Raw genomic sequence first — 17,214 nt, 5'->3', positions numbered from 1 at the left:
GTGGCCCTCTTCCCTCGCTGGATGGGCGCGGAACTCGATTCCGCCCGTCATCCGATCTTGGTCGCCCGCCGCGGCCGGGTCCAGTAAGGCGACCCTGATCGGGCACGCCGACGCGGGGCGGGACGGCGCCGATGTATCTCGACGTCGAGATGAATCTAGCACCGCGGGACATGGGCAGCCCGCGGCGCGCGGGTCAGGCGGCCGTCGGGCTCGCGGGGTCCTTCGCGTACACGGCACGGACGAACAACCACGACAGCACGAGGAGCACGCCGTAGAGCGGCGTCCCCATCACGAGGCGGGCGACGCCGAGCGCGTCGATCGAGTCCGCGAGGTAGAGCGGGAGCTGCACCGCGAGCCGCAGCGCGAAGAAGCCGACCCACACGAGCGTGAGGAGGCGGAGCGCCCGGGCCTTCCGGCGGTCCTGCCGCCACGCCGTGCCGTCGCCCATGAGGAAGCCCACGGCCACCCCGACGAGCGGCCAGCCGACCACGACCGAGACGAGCAGCACCGCGAAGTACGCGCCGTTCGTCCAGAGGCCGAGCGCGTAGAAGTCGCGTCCCTCCCCGGAGCGCAGCGCCAGGAGGGCCGAGATGACGATGCCGACGAGCCCGCCCACCGCGGGTGCCACGGCGGAGCGCTGGACCAGCCGGGCCACGACGGCCGCGACGGCGACCGCGACCGGCACCGCGACCGAGAGCACGACGTCGCGCGTGATCGTGAAGGCGACGAGGAAGAGGAGCCCGGGCACGATGGCCTCGAGCACGCCGCGCGCGCCGCCCATGGCGGTGAGGAGGGCGGAGGCGGTCATCGTCTCGCCCCGGGCCGCCTGGCCGAGGCCCGCGCGCTCGGCGGCCTGCGCCATGCTCGCGCCGAGCGCCTCGCCGGGCGCGGGCGTGCGGGCCTCGGGATCGACGGGCGTCGCGTCCTCGGCGGCCCGGTCACCCGCGGGATCGCGCCCGGTCGGGCCCTCCCCCGTCACGCTCAGGAGCCCAGCGCGGGGGCCGGGCTCTCGCCGGCGGGAGCCGCGCCCGGGGTGGTGCCGACCTGAGCGGCCGGCATCTTCAGGGGGATGAGGTCGCGCGGGGGCATCGGGGAGGATCCGCGGACCACGACGACGCTGCGGAACAGGTCCTCGACGGCGGCGGCGGCCTCGGGATCGGCGACGGCGCGGCCGGTGATGACGCCGCGCAGGAACCAGCGCGGGCCGTCGACGCCGATGAAGCGCGCCTCGCGGGTGCTCGCCGCCGGCTGGCCGGGCTGCTGCACGACCGGGATGACGGCGTGGAGCTCGGGACCGAACGGGCCGTCGGCCAGGCGGGTGGTGCCGCCCTGCCTCTGGATCTGCTCGCCGATGGTCGTGCGGATCTCGTGCCACAGCCCGCTCGACCGGGGCGCCGCGAACGGCTGCACCTGCAGGCTGGAGTCCGCGAAGTCGAGGCCGACCGCGACGACCTGCTGCGTGCCCTCCGCCACCTCGAGGCGGAGGTGCAGGCCCTCGCGGGGCAGGATCTTGATCCCGCCGAGGTCGACGTAGGGGCGGACCGGGTTCGCCTCGGTCTCGTCGAGCGGACCCTCGTCGGCGCGGTCGTCGGGGGCGGACTTGGCGTCCAGGACGTGCTCGGCGTCGTCCGCGACGGCGTCGTCCGGCTGGTTCGCGTTCTCGTCGGTCATGTTCGGTCTCCTGTGTCTCGGACGGGGAGGGCGCCGGTGCCCGTGGAGCCGAAGCCCCCCGAGCCGCGGTGGCTCCCGGGCAGCTTCTCGACGGGCACGAAGCGCACCCGGCTGACCGGCATGACGACGACCTGCGCGATGCGGTCGCCGACCGCGACATCGTACGGGGCGTCGGCGTCGGTGTTGAGGAGCGTGACCCGGATCTCGCCGCGGTAGCCCGCGTCGACGGTCCCGGGGGCGTTGACGATCGTGATCCCGTGGCGCGCGGCGAGGCCGCTGCGCGGGAGGACGAAGGCGGCGTAGCCGTCCGGGAGGGCGATCGACACGCCGGTCCCCACGGTCGCGCGCTGACCGGGCTCGAGGCGGAGGGACTCCGCGCTCACGAGGTCCGCGCCGGCGTCGCCGGGATGCGCGTAGGCCGGGATCGGGGCGTCGCCCGCGATGAGGACGTCGACGGGATCGGGCACGGTCCGAGGCTAGTGCAGGAATCTGATCGAATAGGCGCATGCATGCGTCCCCCTACAGGGAGCGGCTGTGGCCGGCTCCCTGGCTCTTCGTCGCCACCGCCCTCGTCATCCCCGCGAGCCTGCTCGTGTTCCTCCCCATCAGCGTCCTCGCCGGGGTGGTCGTCGCGATCGTGCTCTACGCGGGCGTGGTCGCGACCCTGGTGCTCACGAGCCCGGTGATCGAGGTGGTCGACGGGCGGCTGCGGGCGGGACGCGCGACCATCGACGTCGACCAGCTGGGCGAGCCCGAGGGCTTCCGGGCCGCGGAGGCCACCGCGGAGCGCGGCACCCGGCTGCACGCGCGGGCGTACCTCGTGATCCGCGGCTGGGTGGATCCGGTGGTGCGGGTGCCGCTCCTCGACGCGGCGGACCCGGCTCCCTACTGGCTCCTCTCCACCCGGACCCCGGAACGACTGATCGCCGCGATCCGAGGATCGCGGCGATCATGACGTTCGGTGGAGGGACATCCCTCCTGCTGGTGGCCCGGCGTCGCTAGGCGGCGCACTCCTGGCAGATGGGGCCGAGCTTCTCCTGGTGGTCGATCTGCGAGCGGTGCTTCACGAGGAAGCAGCTGACGCAGGTGAACTCGTCGGCCTGCGGCGGGAGCACCACCGTCTCGAGCTCGAGGTCGGAGAGGTCGGCTCCGGCGAGGTCGAAGCTCCCGGGGTTGTCGGCATCGTCGACGTCCACGACCCCGGACATGCGGTCCGGGACGCGCTCCTTGAGAGCCTCGATCGAGTCGGAGTCGTCCTCCGTCTTGCGCGGGGCGTCGTAATCAGTTGCCATTCCTGTCCACTTCTCGAATAACCGCCGAACGGAATCGGCGGGCACAGTTTGCATGAATCGCATCCGGATAGCAAACCGTCGGAGGACCCCTCGCGGGGCCCCTGATCGGCGGTTTGGATGCGGGGAGCAGGCCCGTCGCCGGGCCGCGGACGCGGACTCACACGGTACACCGTTCGCGCACTAACTGAGCGCCGTCCGGGGCGGTGATCCCGCCTCCCGGCGCTCTCGTCCCATGCAAGTCGCGGCGCGCCACGCGTATTCCCCGGAAGAGGGGCCGACTCGTGTCATCGTGAATCGTCCAGTGAGCGCGAGAGGCGTGGAACACATGCAGGATCTGAAGATCGTCGGAGTCGAGGACGGCGCCCTCGTCGTCGAGACCGCGGGAGGTGAGCGGCACCGCCTCGTCATGGACGACTCCTTCCGCCAGGCGCTGCGTCGCCAGTCCGACGGGGCCGCGACCACGCGCAAGGCCGCGCCGCGCATCATCCAGTCGTTCATCCGCCAGGGCATGAGCGCCGAGGACGTGGCCCGGGAGACCGGCGCGTCCGTCGAGTACGTCCGCAAGTTCGAGGGGCCGGTCGTCGCCGAGCGCGAGCACGTCGTGCGCAGCGCGATGAAGGTGCCCGTGCACACGGCCATCGAGGTCGACCCCATGGGCCAGGGCACGCTCTTCGGCCAGGTGATCGAGGACCGCCTCGAGTCGCTCGGCGCCGCCGACGTGCGCTGGAGCAGCTGGAAGGAGCAGCTGGGCGGCTGGGTCGTGAAGGTCGCGTTCACGTCCGAGGAGATCGACCACGACGCCCGCTGGTCCTACGACGCCAAGAAGCACGCGCTCTCCCCCGCCAACAACGAGGCCATCACGCTCTCGCAGCAGGGCGAGATCCGCGGCGCCCTCATCCCCCGCCTCCGGGCCCTGCCGCCCGAGGCCGTGGACACGCACCAGGAGGACGGCGTGACGCGCTTCGACAGCGGGGCGTTCCGCCTGCCCGAGCCCTCCGCATCCGCCACCCAGGACACCGCCCCCCAGCAGTGGGAGGCCCCGCGCCGCGACGAGGGCGCGTCCGTCTCGCACCTCGGCCGCCAGGGCAACCACCCCGCGGGCACGCAGCAGCCGGCGCGCGTCGCGCAGGTCGAGCTGAACGAGACGGCCGACCTGCTGGAGGCGCTGCGTCGTCGGCGCGGCGAGCGGGAGTCCGGGCCGCGCGACGACGAGGGGGACGACGCCGTCGAGGAGGCCCCGGCGCCCGCGCCCGCTCCTGCCGCCCGGCGCGACGAGCCGCTGTCCCGCCCGCGCGGCGGCCAGCGCTCGGTGCCCCCGCTGCGCTCCGCGGTGATCCCCGGGATCGGCCGCATCGACACGGGCCGGGACCGCGCGGGCGCCGACGCGGAGGACGAGGGCCTGCGCACGCCGGCGTCCGGTGAGGGCCGCGGATCCGGCAAGCCCTCCGGTCGTCGCGGACGCACCGCGATGCCCAGCTGGGACGAGATCGTGTTCGGCGCGCGCAGCGACGACGACCACCTGGCCTGAGCCCGTCGGGCGGCCGCCCGGGACGGCGCCACCGCCCGGGTCCGCGCGGGCGCCCGGGTCAGGCCCGCGCGAACGCGCCGGCGCGGATGAGCGGAACCAGGCGCTCCTCGTCGGAGAAGGACCCGTGCTGGCCGATCATGCGCCGGGCGCCCTGGTCCCGCGGCCGCCCGTCGTAGTAGGCGATGAGGGCGCGGGTCGCGACCACCACGTCGCCGATGCGCTCGGCGACGCCGGGTCGCAGCGGCCCGTACCAGTCGGCGGCGATCGCCTCCGCGCGCGTGGCCACGTGGGCTCGCGTGCCCTCGGACGCGCGCCAGGCGTCGGCGAGCGCGTCGGCGTCCGTGCCCGGCTCCAGGTGCAGGTGCAGGCAGCGCGGCTCCCCCGCGACGTGGCGGACGCCCGCGACCAGCTCGGGCACCCGGTCGAACAGCACCTGCGACTCGGCGGGCACGTCGACGATGCCGTGGTCTGCCGTGATGAGCGCGCCCTCGCGCGGGCCGAGCCGGTCGAGGAACGGACCGGCGGCCGCGTCGAGCTCCTCGAGGCCGCGCAGCCACCGGTCCGACTGCCAGCCGTGCGCGTGCGCGGCCTGGTCGAGCTCCGGGACGTAGAGGTAGACGAGCGCGCGGGGGGTCCGGTCGAGCAGGGCGCGCGTCGTGGCGAAGCGGTCCGCGATGGACTCGGCCGCGACGAAGGCGGCACCTCGGAGCGCGGCGCGCGAGAAGCCGGACCCGGCGTAGCGCGCCGCGCCCACGACGAAGGCGGGGACACCCGCGGCGGTCGCGCGCTCGAACGCCGTCGGCACGGGCTGCCACTCCTCGGGCACGCTGCGCGCGTCCCAGCCGGAGAGGAGCTTGAGGACGCGGTCGTGCGCGGGATCGAGGGCGCTGTAGCCGACGAGGCCGTGCTCGCCGGCGCGCACGCCGGTCGTGAGCGAGGTGATGCTCGCGGCGGTCGTCGTGGGGAAGCCGACGTCGACGACGTCCTTCTTCCGCCAGCCCTGCACGAGGTGGCGGGCGTGGCCGGCGCGGGCGCGGAGGGCTGCGGATCCGAGGCCGTCGACGAGGACCACGACCGCGCGGTCGACGGGCGGGAGGCCGGCCTCCGACTCCTCCCCCGCGAGGGCGGCGAGGCAACCCGGCATCACCGCGGTGAGGCTCATCCGGCCGGATCCGGGCGCCGGTAGCATGGGGGCCATCCGGCCCAGTCTGCCACAGCAGCCCGGCGCGCATCCGCGTCACGACGCCGATCGACGCAGCGCCGATCCCGACCCAGAGAGTCCATGAGTCCCTCCACCACGAACACCACGCCCGACGAGCCCGCCGAGCGGATCGAGGACGTCGACGTCTCCACCGAGATGGAGAACTCGTTCCTCGAGTACGCCTACTCGGTCATCTACTCCCGGGCCCTGCCCGACGCGCGCGACGGGCTGAAGCCCGTGCAGCGCCGCATCCTCTACCAGATGAGCGAGATGGGCCTGCGTCCCGACCGCGGGCACGTGAAGTCCGCGCGCGTCACGGGCGAGGTGATGGGGAAGCTCCACCCGCACGGCGACTCCGCCATCTACGACGCCATGGTCCGCATGGCCCAGCCGTTCACGCTCCGCGTGCCGCTCATCGACGGGCACGGCAACTTCGGGTCGCTCGACGACGGGCCCGCCGCGCCCCGGTACACGGAGGCGCGGCTCGCGGCGTCCGCCCTCGCGATGGTCGAGGGCCTCGACGAGGACGTCGTCGACTTCGTGCCGAACTACGACAACGCCTTCATGCAGCCGGCCGTGCTGCCCGCCGCGTTCCCGAACCTGCTCGTCAACGGCGCGAGCGGCATCGCGGTGGGCATGGCGACGAACATGGTGCCGCACAACCTCATCGAGGTCGTCGGCGCCGCGCGCCACCTCATCGACCACCCCGACGCGACCCTCGACGACCTGATGGCGTTCGTCCCCGGACCCGACCTGCCCACGGGCGGCACGATCATCGGTCTCTCGGGCGTCAAGGACGCGTACCTGACGGGCCGCGGCAGCTTCAAGACGCGCGCGCGCGTCTCCGTCGAGAGCCTCACGCCGCGGAAGTCGGGGCTCGTGGTCACCGAGCTGCCGTACCTCGTCGGGCCCGAGAAGGTCATCGAGAAGATCAAGGACGGGGTGCAGAGCAAGAAGCTGTCGGGGATCACGAACGTGATCGACCTCACCGACCGCACCCACGGCCTGCGGCTCGTCATCGAGATCAAGACGGGCTTCAACCCGGAGGCGGTGCTCGAGCAGCTGTACCGCTACACGCCGCTCGAGGACGGCTTCAGCATCAACAACGTCGCCCTCGTCGAGGGGAGCCCGCAGACCCTGGGCCTCCGGGAGCTCCTGCAGGTCTACGTGGCGCACCGGCTCGACGTGGTCACGCGACGCACGCGCTACCGGCTCGCCCGGCGGCAGGAGCGGCTGCACCTGGTGCTCGGCCTCCTCATCGCGATCCTCGACATCGACGAGGTCATCCAGGTCATCCGCGGCAGCGACGACACCGAGCAGGCGCGTGCGCGGCTCATGGACGTGTTCGACCTCTCGACGCTGCAGGCCGACTACATCCTGGAGCTCCGCCTCCGCCGCCTCACGCGCTTCAGCCGCATCGAGCTGGAGGAGGAGCGCGACCGGCTGCAGGCCGAGATCGCGGAGCTCGAGGCGATCCTCGCGGACCCGCGCCGGCTCCGCGCCCTGGTGTCGAGCGAGCTGCAGGAGGTCGCCGACCGCTTCGGCACGCCGCGTCGGACGCTCCTCACCGAGGCGGCGCCGAGCGTCGCCGGGGCCGCGAGCCGCCGCTCCGCGCCGGTGCTCGAGATCGCGGACGTGCCCTGCCGGGTTCTCCTGTCGACCACGGGCCGCGCCGTGCGCGTCGACCTGCCGACCGACGCGCCGGGCACTCCCCTGCAGACCGTTCGGCGCAGCGCGCACGACGCCGTCCTCACGGCCATCGAGACCACGAGCCGCACCCGGATCGGCGCCATCACGAACACCGGGCGCCTCGTCACGATGACGCCCGTCGACCTGCCCGTCGTGCCCGTCGCGAGCGTGCAGCTGGGCGCGGGCGTCCGGATCCGCGACTACCTCGGCCTGACCGACAGGAAGGAGCGCGTCGTCGCGCTCGTCGCGCTCGGCACCGAGGAGGCCATCGCGCTCGGCACGCGCCAGGGCGTCGTCAAGCGCGTGGCGCCGTCGGCGCTGCCCGCGAAGCCGGAGTTCGAGGTCATCGCGCTGAAGAAGGGCGACGAGGTCGTCGGCGCGCGCCAGGGCGCCGAGACGGACGAGCTGGTCTTCGTCACGAGCGAGGCGCAGCTGCTGCACTTCCCCGCGGTCTCGGTGCGGCCGCAGGGCGTGCAGGCGGGCGGCGTCGCCGGGGTCAACCTCGGCGCGGGGGCCCGCGTCCTGTTCTTCTCCTCCGTGGCGCCCGAGGGCGCTGAGGTCGTCACGGTCTCCGCGTCGTCCGCGACCATCGCCGGCGTGGATCCGGGCCGCGCCAAGGTGTCCGCGTTCGGTGACTTCCCGCGCAAGGGCCGGGCCACCGGCGGCGTGCGCGCGCACGCGTACCTCAAGGGCGAGGACCACCTGGCCCTCGCCTGGGTCGGCCCGGGACCGGCGCTGGCCGTCGGATCCGCCGGCGAGGTGCGGCAGCTGCCGCCCACGGGCATGAAGCGCGACGGCTCGGGGATCCCGCTCGAGAAGGGCATCGGGAGCGTCGGCCAGGCGGTCACGCCCGCCGAGGCGCCGGACGCCGCGTCGAGCGCCGCCGTGGGCGTGGTCGAGTCCGCGGCCGAGGACGGGTCCGCGCCGCACGAGACCTGACCGGCTCGCCCGCACGACGGCCGCGGACCCCGAGGGTGCGCGGCCGTCGTCGTCCCGTCCCCGGGGCGTCAGACGTCGATGCGGTCCCGCACGCTGCCCGCGCCGTCGATGATGAACTCCTTGCGCGGCGCCACGTCGTTGCCCATGAGCAGCTCGAACATGCGGGTGGCCGCCTCGGCGTCGTCGACCCGCACCCGGCGGAGCGTGCGGTTCCGACGGTCCATGGTCGTGGTGGCCAGCTGGTCGGCGTCCATCTCCCCCAGTCCCTTGTAGCGCTGGATGGGGTCCTGGTAGCGCTTGCCCTGCCGCTTCGCCTGCGCCAGCACTGCCGCGAGCTCGCGCTCGGAGTACGTGTAGATGACGTCGTTGGGCTTCGATCCCGGGTTCATCACCACGACGCGGTGCAGCGGCGGCACCGCGGCGAACACGCGTCCCTCGTCGATCATCGGCCGCATGTAGCGGAAGAGGAGCGTGAGCAGCAGCGTGCGGATGTGGGCGCCGTCGACGTCGGCGTCGCTCATGATGATGATCTTGCCGTAGCGCGCCGCCGAGAGGTCGAACGTGCGGCCGGATCCGGCGCCCAGCACCTGGATGATCGAGGCGCACTCGGCGTTCGAGAGCATGTCGGGCAGGGACGCCTTCTGCACGTTGAGGATCTTGCCGCGGATGGGCAGCAGCGCCTGGTACTCGCTGTCGCGCGCCAGCTTGGCCGTGCCGAGCGCGGAGTCCCCCTCGACGATGAACAGCTCGCTGTTGGCGACGTCGTTCGACCGGCAGTCGACGAGCTTCGCCGGCAGGGACGAGCTCTCCAGCGCGTTCTTCCGACGCTGCGTCTCCTTGTGCGTGCGCGCGGAGATGCGCGACTTCATCTCGCCGACGACCTTCTCGAGGAGCACGGCGGTCTGCGCCTTGTCCTCGCGGCGCGTCGACTCGAAGCGCTCCGCCATCGCCTTCTGCACGACCTGCGACACGATCGCGCGGACGGCCGGCGTGCCGAGCACCTCCTTGGTCTGCCCCTCGAACTGCGGCTCGGGGAAGCGCACCGTGAGCACGGCCGTGAGACCGGCGAGGACGTCGTCCTTCTCCAGCTTGTCCGTGCCGACCTTGAGCTTGCGGGCGTTGGCCTCGACCTGGGCGCGCACGAACTTGAGGAGCCCCGCCTCGAAGCCGGCCTGGTGGGTGCCGCCCTTGGGCGTCGCGATGATGTTGACGAACGACTTGAAGCGCGTGTCGTACCCCGTCCCCCAGCGGAGGGCCATGTCGACGGCGCACGTGCGCGTGAGCTCGGTCGGCACCATGGCGCCGCCGTCGGTGAGCACGGGGACGGTCTCCGTGAAGGTGCCGGATCCCTCGAGGCGCCACGTGTCCGTGAGGGGCGCGTCGACGGCGAGGTGGTCGACGAACTCGGCGATGCCCCCGTCGAAGCGGAACGACTCCCGCACGGGCTGCTCGCCGCGCAGGTCCTCGATGTCGATGCTGAGGCCGGGCACGAGGAACGCGGTCTGCCGCGCGCGGCCGAGCAGCTCCTCGGTGAGGAAGGACGCGCCGCGGGTGAAGATCTGCCGGTCGGCCCAGTAGCGGATCCGGGTGCCGGTGACGCCCTTGCGCACCTTGCCGACGACGCGCAGTTCGCTGCCCGAGGTGAAGGGGCGGAAGGGGGCGTCGGGGCTCGCCTCGCCCTCATCGTCGAAGATGCCCGGCTCGCCGCGGCGGAAGCTCATGGCGTGCGTCCGGCCGTCGCGGTCGACCTCGACGTCGAGGCGCTCCGACAGCGCGTTGACGACGGAGGCGCCGACGCCGTGCAGCCCGCCGGAGGAGGCGTAGGAACCGGATCCGAACTTGCCGCCGGCGTGCAGCTTGGTGAACACGACCTCGACGCCGGAGAGCCCCGTCTTCGGCTCGATGTCCACCGGGACGCCGCGCGCGGTGTCGCGCACCTCGACGCTGCCGTCCGGGTGCAGCCGGACGTCGATGCGGTCGCCGTGACCGCCCAGCGCCTCGTCCACGCTGTTGTCGATGATCTCCCACAGGCAGTGCATGAGCCCGCGGGAGTCGGTCGACCCGATGTACATCCCGGGCCGCTTGCGCACCGCCTCGAGGCCCTCGAGGACGGAGAGATGGCGGGCGGAATAATCGGATGCTGCCACGTGCTGTCCTCCATGTACGTCCGGCGATCGCCGGACGCGAGCCGGTGTCGATCTTAACCGCCACCCGGTGCCTCCCCCTCCGACCCGCCGTCCCCGCCCGCGCCTACGCGCAGAGCGAAACGGCGGCTTCCGGAGGAGCCGACACCCGGGAGCACGTGGTCTACTTGAAGCATTCGGCTCGACCCACGACCCGACCCGGAGGGGAGCATCACATGACACCGACCGCCACCGAGCGTCCCGTCGACGAGCTCGACGACCACCAGCTCACCGCCAACGACCGCTGCGACAGCTGCGGGGCGCAGGCCTACATCCGAGTCGAGGTCAACAGCTCCGAGCTCCTCTTCTGCGCCCACCACGGCAAGAAGTACCAGGAGAAGCTGTCGGCCATCGCGACGAGCTGGCACGACGAGTCGAGCCGCCTGCTCGACGAGCGCGCGTAGCACGGACCACGTCGGCTCCGGCCGACAGGCGAAGGGCGCATCCCCGCGGGGATGCGCCCTTCTTCCATGTCCGGGCCCTCGTCGCCCGAGGGGGCGCCGTCAGTAGTGCGCGGGTCGCGCCATCACGGTGGCGCGCGCCTCGCGGGCCCAGCCGTCGAGCCGGTCGAGCGTCCCCGAGATGTCGGCGGGCAGCTCCCGGTCGCGGCGCGCGAGCGACGCGGCGAGCAGCTCGTCCGCGAGCCGCGGGTTGAGCGCGAGCACGGGACCGCCGAGGTGGGTGCCGATGGAGGCGCCGACGCGCACGCCCTCGCCCCCGCCCTGCCCGCCGTTGCCGAAGCCGGCACGCACGGATCCGAGCGGAGGATGCGCGCCGACGTCGAGCGTCGACCCGTGGTTCTCGTAGCCCACGATCTCGCCCTCGGGCGTGTCCAGCACCAGGTCGCCCACGCGGCGCTCGGTCGTCAGCGTCGTCCGGACCGGGAGCACGCCGGCGCCCACGAGCTCGCCGCCGTCGACGAGCCGCACGGACTCCCCCAGGAGCTGCAGCCCGCCGCCCACCGCGAGGAGCGGGACGCCCGCCTGCTGCAGCGCGACGAGGTGCGCGGCGTGCGCGACGAGGTCGGGCAGGACGGCGCGCTGGGCCGTGAGCGGTCCGGAGCCGATGATCACGAGGTCGGCGTCGCCCGGGTGGCCGTCGCCCGGCGCGTGGCGCACGACCTCCGTGCGGATGCCGCGGATGCGGGCCCGCTCGACGAGGACGGTCACGTTGCCGCGGTCGCCGTTGATCCCGAGCTCCTCGGGGTAGAGGTGCAGGATGCGCAGGGCGTCGCTCACGCGGGTCCTCCCTCGAGGTCCGTGTAGCCGAGGATGCGGCGGATCGCCATCATCTGCTCGTAGTTGACGATCATGGTCTTCACCCCGCGGGACGGCTTCTCCAGCGCGAGGAACGCCTGCACGGCGCGGCGCAGGTCGGGCTCGACGCGGCCGACCTCCAGGCCCTCGTACCCGAAGCGCACCGCGAGCTGGTACCCCTTGGTGCCGGAGACGACGTCGGCGTGGGTGAGCGCCGACAGGTCGGTGTCGTAGATCCACGAGGGGTCCGGCGTGCCGTCGTCCACCGCCAGCAGCACCTGCTCCGGCGGGTCGCCCAGCGCGTCGAGGTTCATCTGCAGGCTCGCCGGGTTCTTCATCATGATGATCTCGATGTCCTCGTCGCCCGCGCGCAGCATCTCGCCGCGCCCGTAGACGGCCGCGACCGAGCCGAGGCCCTGCGCGGCGAGGGCCGGGTCGAACCGCTCCCCCAGGACGCGGCGCGCGGTGGCGAGCGCGCCGGCCGCGTCCACCGCGTAGTGGAGACCGCGCGACGGCAGGTTCACGGCGAGGTCGCCGGATGCGAGGCGGAAGACGGCGTCGCGCCCGGTGAGCGCGACGGCCTCGACCTCGGCCGCCGCCTGCACGAGGTCGGGCGCCTCGGATCCGAAGCGCGGCGCGGACGCGAGCCCGTGCTTGCTGTCGCCGAGGAGCTGCTCGGACACGCCGAACCAGTCCACGGCGGCACGGCCGGCCCGCGCGGTCTGCGCGGCGATGGCGTTGACGTGCGCGTCGTCGCGGTTGGCGACGACCGCCTCCGTGGCCGTGGCGGCGATGCGCTCGAGCATGCCCACGACCCGGTCGGGCTCGTGGAAGCGGTTGAGCTGGTCGATCTGGATGTTGAGGAGCAGCACCGTGCGCGGCGTCAGGAGCGCGGACAGCGCGACGCCGTAGGCCTCGTCGATCTCGAGCACGGCGACGTCGGCCTCGATGCGGCCCGAGGCGTCGGCGTCGGCCAGGACCGCGGACGCGATCCCCTGCGGGAGGTTCCCGCCCGAGGGGTTGGTGAACACGCGGAGCCCGTGCGCCCGGAGGACGGCGGTGAGCATGTGGGTGGTCGTCGACTTGCCGTTCGATCCCGTGACGGCGACCACGCCGTGCGGCAGGTCGGCGATCGTGCGCTCGAGGAAGCGCGGCTCGAGGCGGAGGGCGACGACGCCGGGCACGGCGGATCCGCCGCCGCGGAGACGGGCGGCCCAGCGGGCGGCCCGTCCGGCGGCGACGGCGAGGCGCAGGGGCACGGCCTACTCGAGGTAGTCGCGCAGCGACTGCGAGCGCGACGGGTGGCGGAGCTTGGCCATGGTCTTCGACTCGATCTGGCGGATCCGCTCGCGCGTGACGCCGAACGTGTCGCCGATCTGGTCGAGCGTCTTCGGCATGCCGTCGCCCAGGCCGAAGCGCATGCGGATCACGCCCGCCTCGCGCTCGGAGAGCGAGTCGAGGAGCGACTCGAGCTGCTTCTGCAGCATCGTGAAGCCCACCGCGTCGGCCGGGACGACCGCCTCGGTGTCCTCGATCAGGTCGCCGAACTCGCTGTCGCCGTCCTCGCCGAGGGGCGTGTGCAGCGAGATGGGCTCGCGGCCGTACTTCTGCACCTCGATGACCTTCTCGGGCGTCATGTCGAGCTCGCGCGACAGCTCCTCGGGAGTGGGCTCGCGGCCCAGGTCCTGGAGCATCTGCCGCTGGACGCGGGCGAGCTTGTTGATGACCTCGACCATGTGAACGGGGATGCGGATGGTGCGGGCCTGGTCGGCCATGGCGCGCGTGATGGCCTGGCGGATCCACCACGTGGCGTACGTGGAGAACTTGAAGCCCTTGGTGTAGTCGAACTTCTCGACCGCGCGGATGAGGCCGAGGTTGCCCTCCTGGATGAGGTCGAGGAACTGCATCCCGCGACCCGTGTAGCGCTTGGCGAGGCTGACCACCAGGCGGAGGTTCGCGCCGAGCAGGTGGCTCTTGGCCCGCTGGCCGTCGCGCGCGACCCAGCGGAGCTCCCGCTCGAGCTCGCGCGAGATGCCGGGCGTGTTCGCCAGCTTGTCCTCGGCGAAGAGGCCCGCCTCGATGCGCATGGCGAGCTCGACCTCCTCCGCGGCGTTGAGCAGCGCGACCTTGCCGATCTGCTTGAGGTAGTCCTTGACCGGGTCGGCGGTGGCACCCGTGATGGTCGTGGAGTAGACGGGGACGTCCTCGTCCTCCTCCTTGTTCGACAGGACCATGGCGCCGGTGGGGAGGGGCTCGAGCACGACGGGCGGCTTGGGTGCGGCACCCTCCTCGACGACCTCGTCCTCGGTGTCGTCCTCGACGGCGGGGACCACGACCTCCTCGGCGTCCTCGTCGGTGGGCTCGCCCGCGCCGTCGGCCGGCGCGGCCTTCTTGGCGGCGGTCTTGCGCGGTGCCTTGGCGGGGGCGGCCTCACCGGAAGCGGCGGCGGCCTTCTTGGCGGCCGCGGCCTTGGCGCGGGCGGTCGGCGCCTTCGCGGGCGCCTCCGTCTCGGCGGGAGCGTCCGCCTCGGCGGCGGCGGCTGCGGCCTTGGCGGCGGCTGCCTTGGTCGGCGCCTTGGCGGCGGCCGGCTTCGTCGTCGCGGTCTTCGCCGCGGTGGTCGTGCTGGCCGCGCGGGTGCGGGCGGGCGCGCGCTTCGCGGGTGCCTTCGCCTCACCCGTCGCGGCGTCGTCGGCCGTGCCGGTCGCGGCGGCCGCGTCCAGGGTGGCGGACGGGGTGGAGGGGGTGGCCATGCGAACACCTTTCGTCCCCACGACGACCGGTCGTGCGCTCCGCGCTGCTGCTGCGGGGTGACCTGCCGGAGGTGGGTCGGGGTTGTTTTCGGACATTGCTAGGACCCATGTCAAGTCCGCGGCTCGTGCGCCACCGGAGCGGCGCGGGATGCGGGACATGAACGGGTCCGTACCTGATTATTGCACGGATGTGCGCGCGGGCGAGCCATTGCCGCCCGTGCGTCGGCCGTCGTCACGCGCGGCGGCGGCGTCGCCTGTCGAGGTAGGCAACCCACAGGGGGCCCACGCGTATTCCCTCGTCCGCCAGCACGCGGCGCGTCCGGCGCCGCGTGCGCACGAGCATCACCGTGCCGAACCCGACCACGAGGTACTGCACCGCGAACGCGACCCGGAACGAGTCGAACGCGTAGAGGTCGCTCGCCGCGCCGCCGGCGACCCGGATCCCGTCCTGCACGTCGAGGGCGATCCCGATCAGCAGCATCATCGTGAAGCTCGCCGTGAACCCGGCGACGTTCACGATGCCGGAGGCCGCGCCGAGGCTCCGCGGCGGGTTGAAGGTGCGGGCGAAGTCGAGGCCCACCTGCGAGCCGGGACCGCCGATGCCGATGGCCACGACCACGAGCAGCACGACGGCGAGCGGGGGCACGCCGGGCCAGAGGAGGAGGACCGCCCACGCGGTGCCCATCATCGCGACGATGCCGAGGACGAGGTTGGAGCGGCGGAACGGGAAGCGCCCGGTGAGGATCCCGATGACGGGTCCCACGACCATCCCCGACGCCACGATGACGATGAGGAGGCCGGACGCGAGGGCGGGGCTGTAGCCCAGCGCCCCGACGAGGAACGGGAAGCCCCAGAGGAGGCTGAACACGACGCCGGAGGACTGCGTCACGAAGTGCGACCAGAACCCGAGCTGCGTCCCGGGTCGGCGGAGGCTGCGGCCGAGCTCGCGCATCGAGTCGCTCCAGGTCGCGCGCGATGGTGGGGCGTCGCCGGCCGGGCGGTCGCGCACGGCGACCAGGACGGCCACGAGGGCGACCACCGCCACCGACGCGGAGCCGAGGAAGGCCGGGGTCCACCCGGCGATGTGGAGCACGAGGGAGAGCGGGATCGCCGAGAGCACCTGCCCGAGCTGCCCGACGTTGGCGAACCACTGCGAGAGCACCGGCACCCGCGGGCCCGAGAACCAGGAGTTGATGAGGCGCAGGCCCGAGACGAAGGTCATCGCATCGCCCGCCCCCACGAGCATGCGCCCGAGGATCGCGACCTCGAGCGACGTGGAGAGGGCGAGCGTGACCTGGCCGGCGACCATGAGCAGGGCCCCGCTGGCCAGCAGCGCGCGGGGTCCGATCCGGTCGATGAGGACGCCGACCGGGATCTGCAGGGCCGCGTACACGACGAGCTGCGTGACGGCCAGCGTCGAGAGCAGCGACGCCGATGCGTGGAACCGCTCGCCCGCCTCCACCGAGGCGATCCCGAGCGACCCGCGCTGCAGCACCGAGGAGAGGTACGCCGCCATCGCGACGCCGAGGACGATGCGGGCGCGACGGGTGCTCATCGGGTCGAGGATACCGAGACCGGGAGCACCGGAGCCTCGCCCGGGGCCGCCGCGGGGCGCCCAGAGCGAGGGGATCAGGTCGAACCGATCAGGCCAGGTCGCCGTCGCCGGGGCGCCGGCGGGCGAGGAACTTCTCCAGCTCCGCCGCGATCTCGTCCGCGGTCGGCAGCGCGCCGTCCTCGTCCGTGAGCGGCGACTTGAGCGGGGTGTCCTCCATGTAGCTGTCGTAGCGCTCCTCGAGCGTCGTGACGAGGCGCGCGAGCTCCTGGTTGCCTGCGACCTGCTCGTCGATGCGGCCCACGAAGTCGCGGCCCTCCTCGCGCAGCCGGTCGGTCGGGAAGATGAGCCCGGTGGCGGCGCTGATGCTCTCGAGCGCGGCGACCGCGGCGAGCGGGAACTCGGTGTCCGCGAGGTAGTGCGGGACGAGGAGCACGAAGCCGGCGACGGGGTGCCCCGCGTCGTGGAGGCGGTGCTCGACGAGGTGCAGCGCGTTCGCGGGCACCTGCGTGTGCGGCTTCCAGACGCTGAGCGCGTCGATGAGCTCCGTGCGGTTCCCGCTGACCGTGACGTTGATGTCGCGGGTGTGCGGCACGGGCATCGGGATGCTGTGCACCCAGGTGGTGGTCGAGACGCGGTAGCGGTCGACGATCCCCAGGACGGCGGCGGTGAAGGCCTCCCACCGGAAGTCCGGCTCGAAGCCGGTGAGGAGGAGGAAGGGCTGGCCGATCTCGTCGTGCGCCAGGTACAGGGCGAGCCGCGCCGGCCGGTAGTCGGCGAGGTGGTCCTGGTCGAAGTAGATCGTGGGACGGCGGGCCCGGTAGTCGAGCAGCGTGTCGGTGTCGAAGCGCAGCACGTCGCGGTGGCTCAACGTGCTCAGCAGGTACTCGCTGACCTGGGACACGCCGGATCCCGCGTCGGAGAACCCGGTGAGGCCGGCGACCAGGGGCAGGCCGGTCGGGACCTCGCCGATGTCGGTGTCGATCTCGTACAGTCCGTCCGCGTCAGCCATGCATCAACTCTAGGCCGCGCCCCCGGCACGCCCTCCCGGACGGGGGCCTCTCCGTGCCGCCCACAGCGAACACGCGTGCGACCTCCGGGCCGGCGCGGGCGCGCGTAGGGTCCTGGCGGGCGTCCGCATGCCCCGGCGTAT

15 protein-coding genes are annotated in these 17,214 nt (G+C 73.2%); 4 read left to right on the top strand and 11 right to left on the bottom strand.

Going from position 1 to position 17,214, the window contains the following annotated elements; genetic code table 11:
* Positions 1-193 precede the first annotated feature (193 nt).
* The 3 genes from ACT7CP_RS08315 to dut are packed head-to-tail and all read right to left on the bottom strand — an operon-like array spanning position 194 to position 2,138.
* On the bottom strand, positions 194-979 hold the full coding sequence (locus ACT7CP_RS08315) for a DUF3159 domain-containing protein (protein ID WP_445441865.1): 786 nt from the start codon (positions 977-979) through the stop codon (positions 194-196).
* 2 nt (positions 980-981) lie between these two features.
* Positions 982-1,671, bottom strand: a complete 690-nt coding sequence (locus tag ACT7CP_RS08310; protein WP_413962986.1) for a DUF3710 domain-containing protein — start codon at positions 1,669-1,671, stop codon at positions 982-984.
* Complete coding sequence (gene dut / locus ACT7CP_RS08305; RefSeq protein ID WP_413962987.1) at positions 1,668-2,138, bottom strand: dUTP diphosphatase; 471 nt, start codon at positions 2,136-2,138, stop codon at positions 1,668-1,670. Before dut ends, ACT7CP_RS08310 begins: the two co-directional genes overlap by 4 nt.
* A 38-nt stretch (positions 2,139-2,176) precedes the next feature.
* Here dut and ACT7CP_RS08300 point away from each other — a divergent pair, with 38 nt between their 5' ends.
* The gene (locus tag ACT7CP_RS08300; protein WP_445441864.1) at positions 2,177-2,626 is read left to right on the top strand and encodes a DUF3093 domain-containing protein; all 450 of its coding nucleotides are present in this window, start codon (positions 2,177-2,179) and stop codon (positions 2,624-2,626) included.
* A 43-nt stretch (positions 2,627-2,669) separates the two neighbouring features.
* Here the strand turns inward: ACT7CP_RS08300 and ACT7CP_RS08295 are convergent, their stop codons facing one another.
* Positions 2,670-2,963, bottom strand: a complete 294-nt coding sequence (locus ACT7CP_RS08295) for a DUF4193 domain-containing protein (protein WP_012038342.1) — start codon at positions 2,961-2,963, stop codon at positions 2,670-2,672.
* Between the two features lie 325 nt (positions 2,964-3,288).
* Here ACT7CP_RS08295 and sepH point away from each other — a divergent pair, with 325 nt between their 5' ends.
* Complete coding sequence (sepH, locus tag ACT7CP_RS08290) at positions 3,289-4,491, top strand: septation protein SepH (protein ID WP_445441863.1); 1,203 nt, start codon at positions 3,289-3,291, stop codon at positions 4,489-4,491.
* A gap of 58 nt (positions 4,492-4,549) precedes the next feature.
* Here sepH and ACT7CP_RS08285 read toward each other — a convergent pair whose 3' ends face one another.
* Positions 4,550-5,689, bottom strand: a complete 1,140-nt coding sequence (locus ACT7CP_RS08285) for an alkaline phosphatase family protein (RefSeq protein ID WP_445441862.1) — start codon at positions 5,687-5,689, stop codon at positions 4,550-4,552.
* An 84-nt stretch (positions 5,690-5,773) separates the two neighbouring features.
* On the opposite strand from ACT7CP_RS08285, the gene ACT7CP_RS08280 reads away from it, so the two are divergent.
* Positions 5,774-8,320, top strand: coding sequence for a DNA gyrase/topoisomerase IV subunit A (locus ACT7CP_RS08280; protein ID WP_445441861.1), 2,547 nt, complete (start codon positions 5,774-5,776; stop codon positions 8,318-8,320).
* A 68-nt stretch (positions 8,321-8,388) separates the two neighbouring features.
* Here ACT7CP_RS08280 and ACT7CP_RS08275 read toward each other — a convergent pair whose 3' ends face one another.
* On the bottom strand, positions 8,389-10,467 hold the full coding sequence (locus ACT7CP_RS08275; protein WP_445441860.1) for a DNA gyrase/topoisomerase IV subunit B: 2,079 nt from the start codon (positions 10,465-10,467) through the stop codon (positions 8,389-8,391).
* Positions 10,468-10,679: 212 nt separating this feature from the next.
* On the opposite strand from ACT7CP_RS08275, the gene ACT7CP_RS08270 reads away from it, so the two are divergent.
* Positions 10,680-10,907, top strand: coding sequence for a DUF7455 domain-containing protein (locus tag ACT7CP_RS08270; RefSeq protein ID WP_307501110.1), 228 nt, complete (start codon positions 10,680-10,682; stop codon positions 10,905-10,907).
* 99 nt (positions 10,908-11,006) lie between these two features.
* Here the strand turns inward: ACT7CP_RS08270 and ACT7CP_RS08265 are convergent, their stop codons facing one another.
* The 5 genes from ACT7CP_RS08265 to ACT7CP_RS08245 form a co-directional block, all read right to left on the bottom strand.
* A complete protein-coding gene (locus ACT7CP_RS08265) occupies positions 11,007-11,741 on the bottom strand; it encodes a type 1 glutamine amidotransferase (protein WP_445441859.1) in 735 nt (244 codons plus the stop codon).
* Entirely contained in the window at positions 11,738-13,018 is a 1,281-nt protein-coding gene (locus ACT7CP_RS08260; protein ID WP_445441858.1) for a DUF1727 domain-containing protein, read from the bottom strand. The genes ACT7CP_RS08265 and ACT7CP_RS08260 overlap by 4 nt, the downstream gene beginning before the upstream one ends.
* Positions 13,019-13,021: 3 nt before the next feature.
* Positions 13,022-14,509, bottom strand: coding sequence for an RNA polymerase sigma factor (locus ACT7CP_RS08255; RefSeq protein ID WP_413962995.1), 1,488 nt, complete (start codon positions 14,507-14,509; stop codon positions 13,022-13,024).
* 232 nt (positions 14,510-14,741) lie between these two features.
* Positions 14,742-16,064, bottom strand: coding sequence for an MFS transporter (locus ACT7CP_RS08250; protein ID WP_413962996.1), 1,323 nt, complete (start codon positions 16,062-16,064; stop codon positions 14,742-14,744).
* An 88-nt stretch (positions 16,065-16,152) separates the two neighbouring features.
* Positions 16,153-17,073, bottom strand: coding sequence for a proteasome assembly chaperone family protein (locus tag ACT7CP_RS08245; RefSeq protein WP_307501120.1), 921 nt, complete (start codon positions 17,071-17,073; stop codon positions 16,153-16,155).
* Positions 17,074-17,214: the final 141 nt, after the last annotated feature.

The sequence above is a fragment of the Clavibacter rahimiani genome (genome assembly GCF_052654495.1).
Note: the sequence above shows the minus strand (reverse complement) of the source record. Positions and strands in the feature narration are given on the sequence as shown.

What these genes read in the sequence shown, in the direction of transcription:
- ACT7CP_RS08285 (WP_445441862.1), bottom strand. Translation starts at nt 5,689, where the DNA reads ATGGCCCCCATGCTACCGGCGCCCGGATCCGGCCGGATGAGCCTCACC.
- ACT7CP_RS08310 (WP_413962986.1), bottom strand. Translation starts at nt 1,671, where the DNA reads ATGACCGACGAGAACGCGAACCAGCCGGACGACGCCGTCGCGGACGAC.
- ACT7CP_RS08280 (WP_445441861.1), top strand. Translation starts at nt 5,774, where the DNA reads ATGAGTCCCTCCACCACGAACACCACGCCCGACGAGCCCGCCGAGCGG.
- ACT7CP_RS08300 (WP_445441864.1), top strand. Translation starts at nt 2,177, where the DNA reads ATGCATGCGTCCCCCTACAGGGAGCGGCTGTGGCCGGCTCCCTGGCTC.
- ACT7CP_RS08250 (WP_413962996.1), bottom strand. Translation starts at nt 16,064, where the DNA reads ATGAGCACCCGTCGCGCCCGCATCGTCCTCGGCGTCGCGATGGCGGCG.
- ACT7CP_RS08270 (WP_307501110.1), top strand. Translation starts at nt 10,680, where the DNA reads ATGACACCGACCGCCACCGAGCGTCCCGTCGACGAGCTCGACGACCAC.
- sepH (WP_445441863.1), top strand. Translation starts at nt 3,289, where the DNA reads ATGCAGGATCTGAAGATCGTCGGAGTCGAGGACGGCGCCCTCGTCGTC.
- ACT7CP_RS08245 (WP_307501120.1), bottom strand. Translation starts at nt 17,073, where the DNA reads ATGGCTGACGCGGACGGACTGTACGAGATCGACACCGACATCGGCGAG.
- ACT7CP_RS08255 (WP_413962995.1), bottom strand. Translation starts at nt 14,509, where the DNA reads ATGGCCACCCCCTCCACCCCGTCCGCCACCCTGGACGCGGCCGCCGCG.
- ACT7CP_RS08295 (WP_012038342.1), bottom strand. Translation starts at nt 2,963, where the DNA reads ATGGCAACTGATTACGACGCCCCGCGCAAGACGGAGGACGACTCCGAC.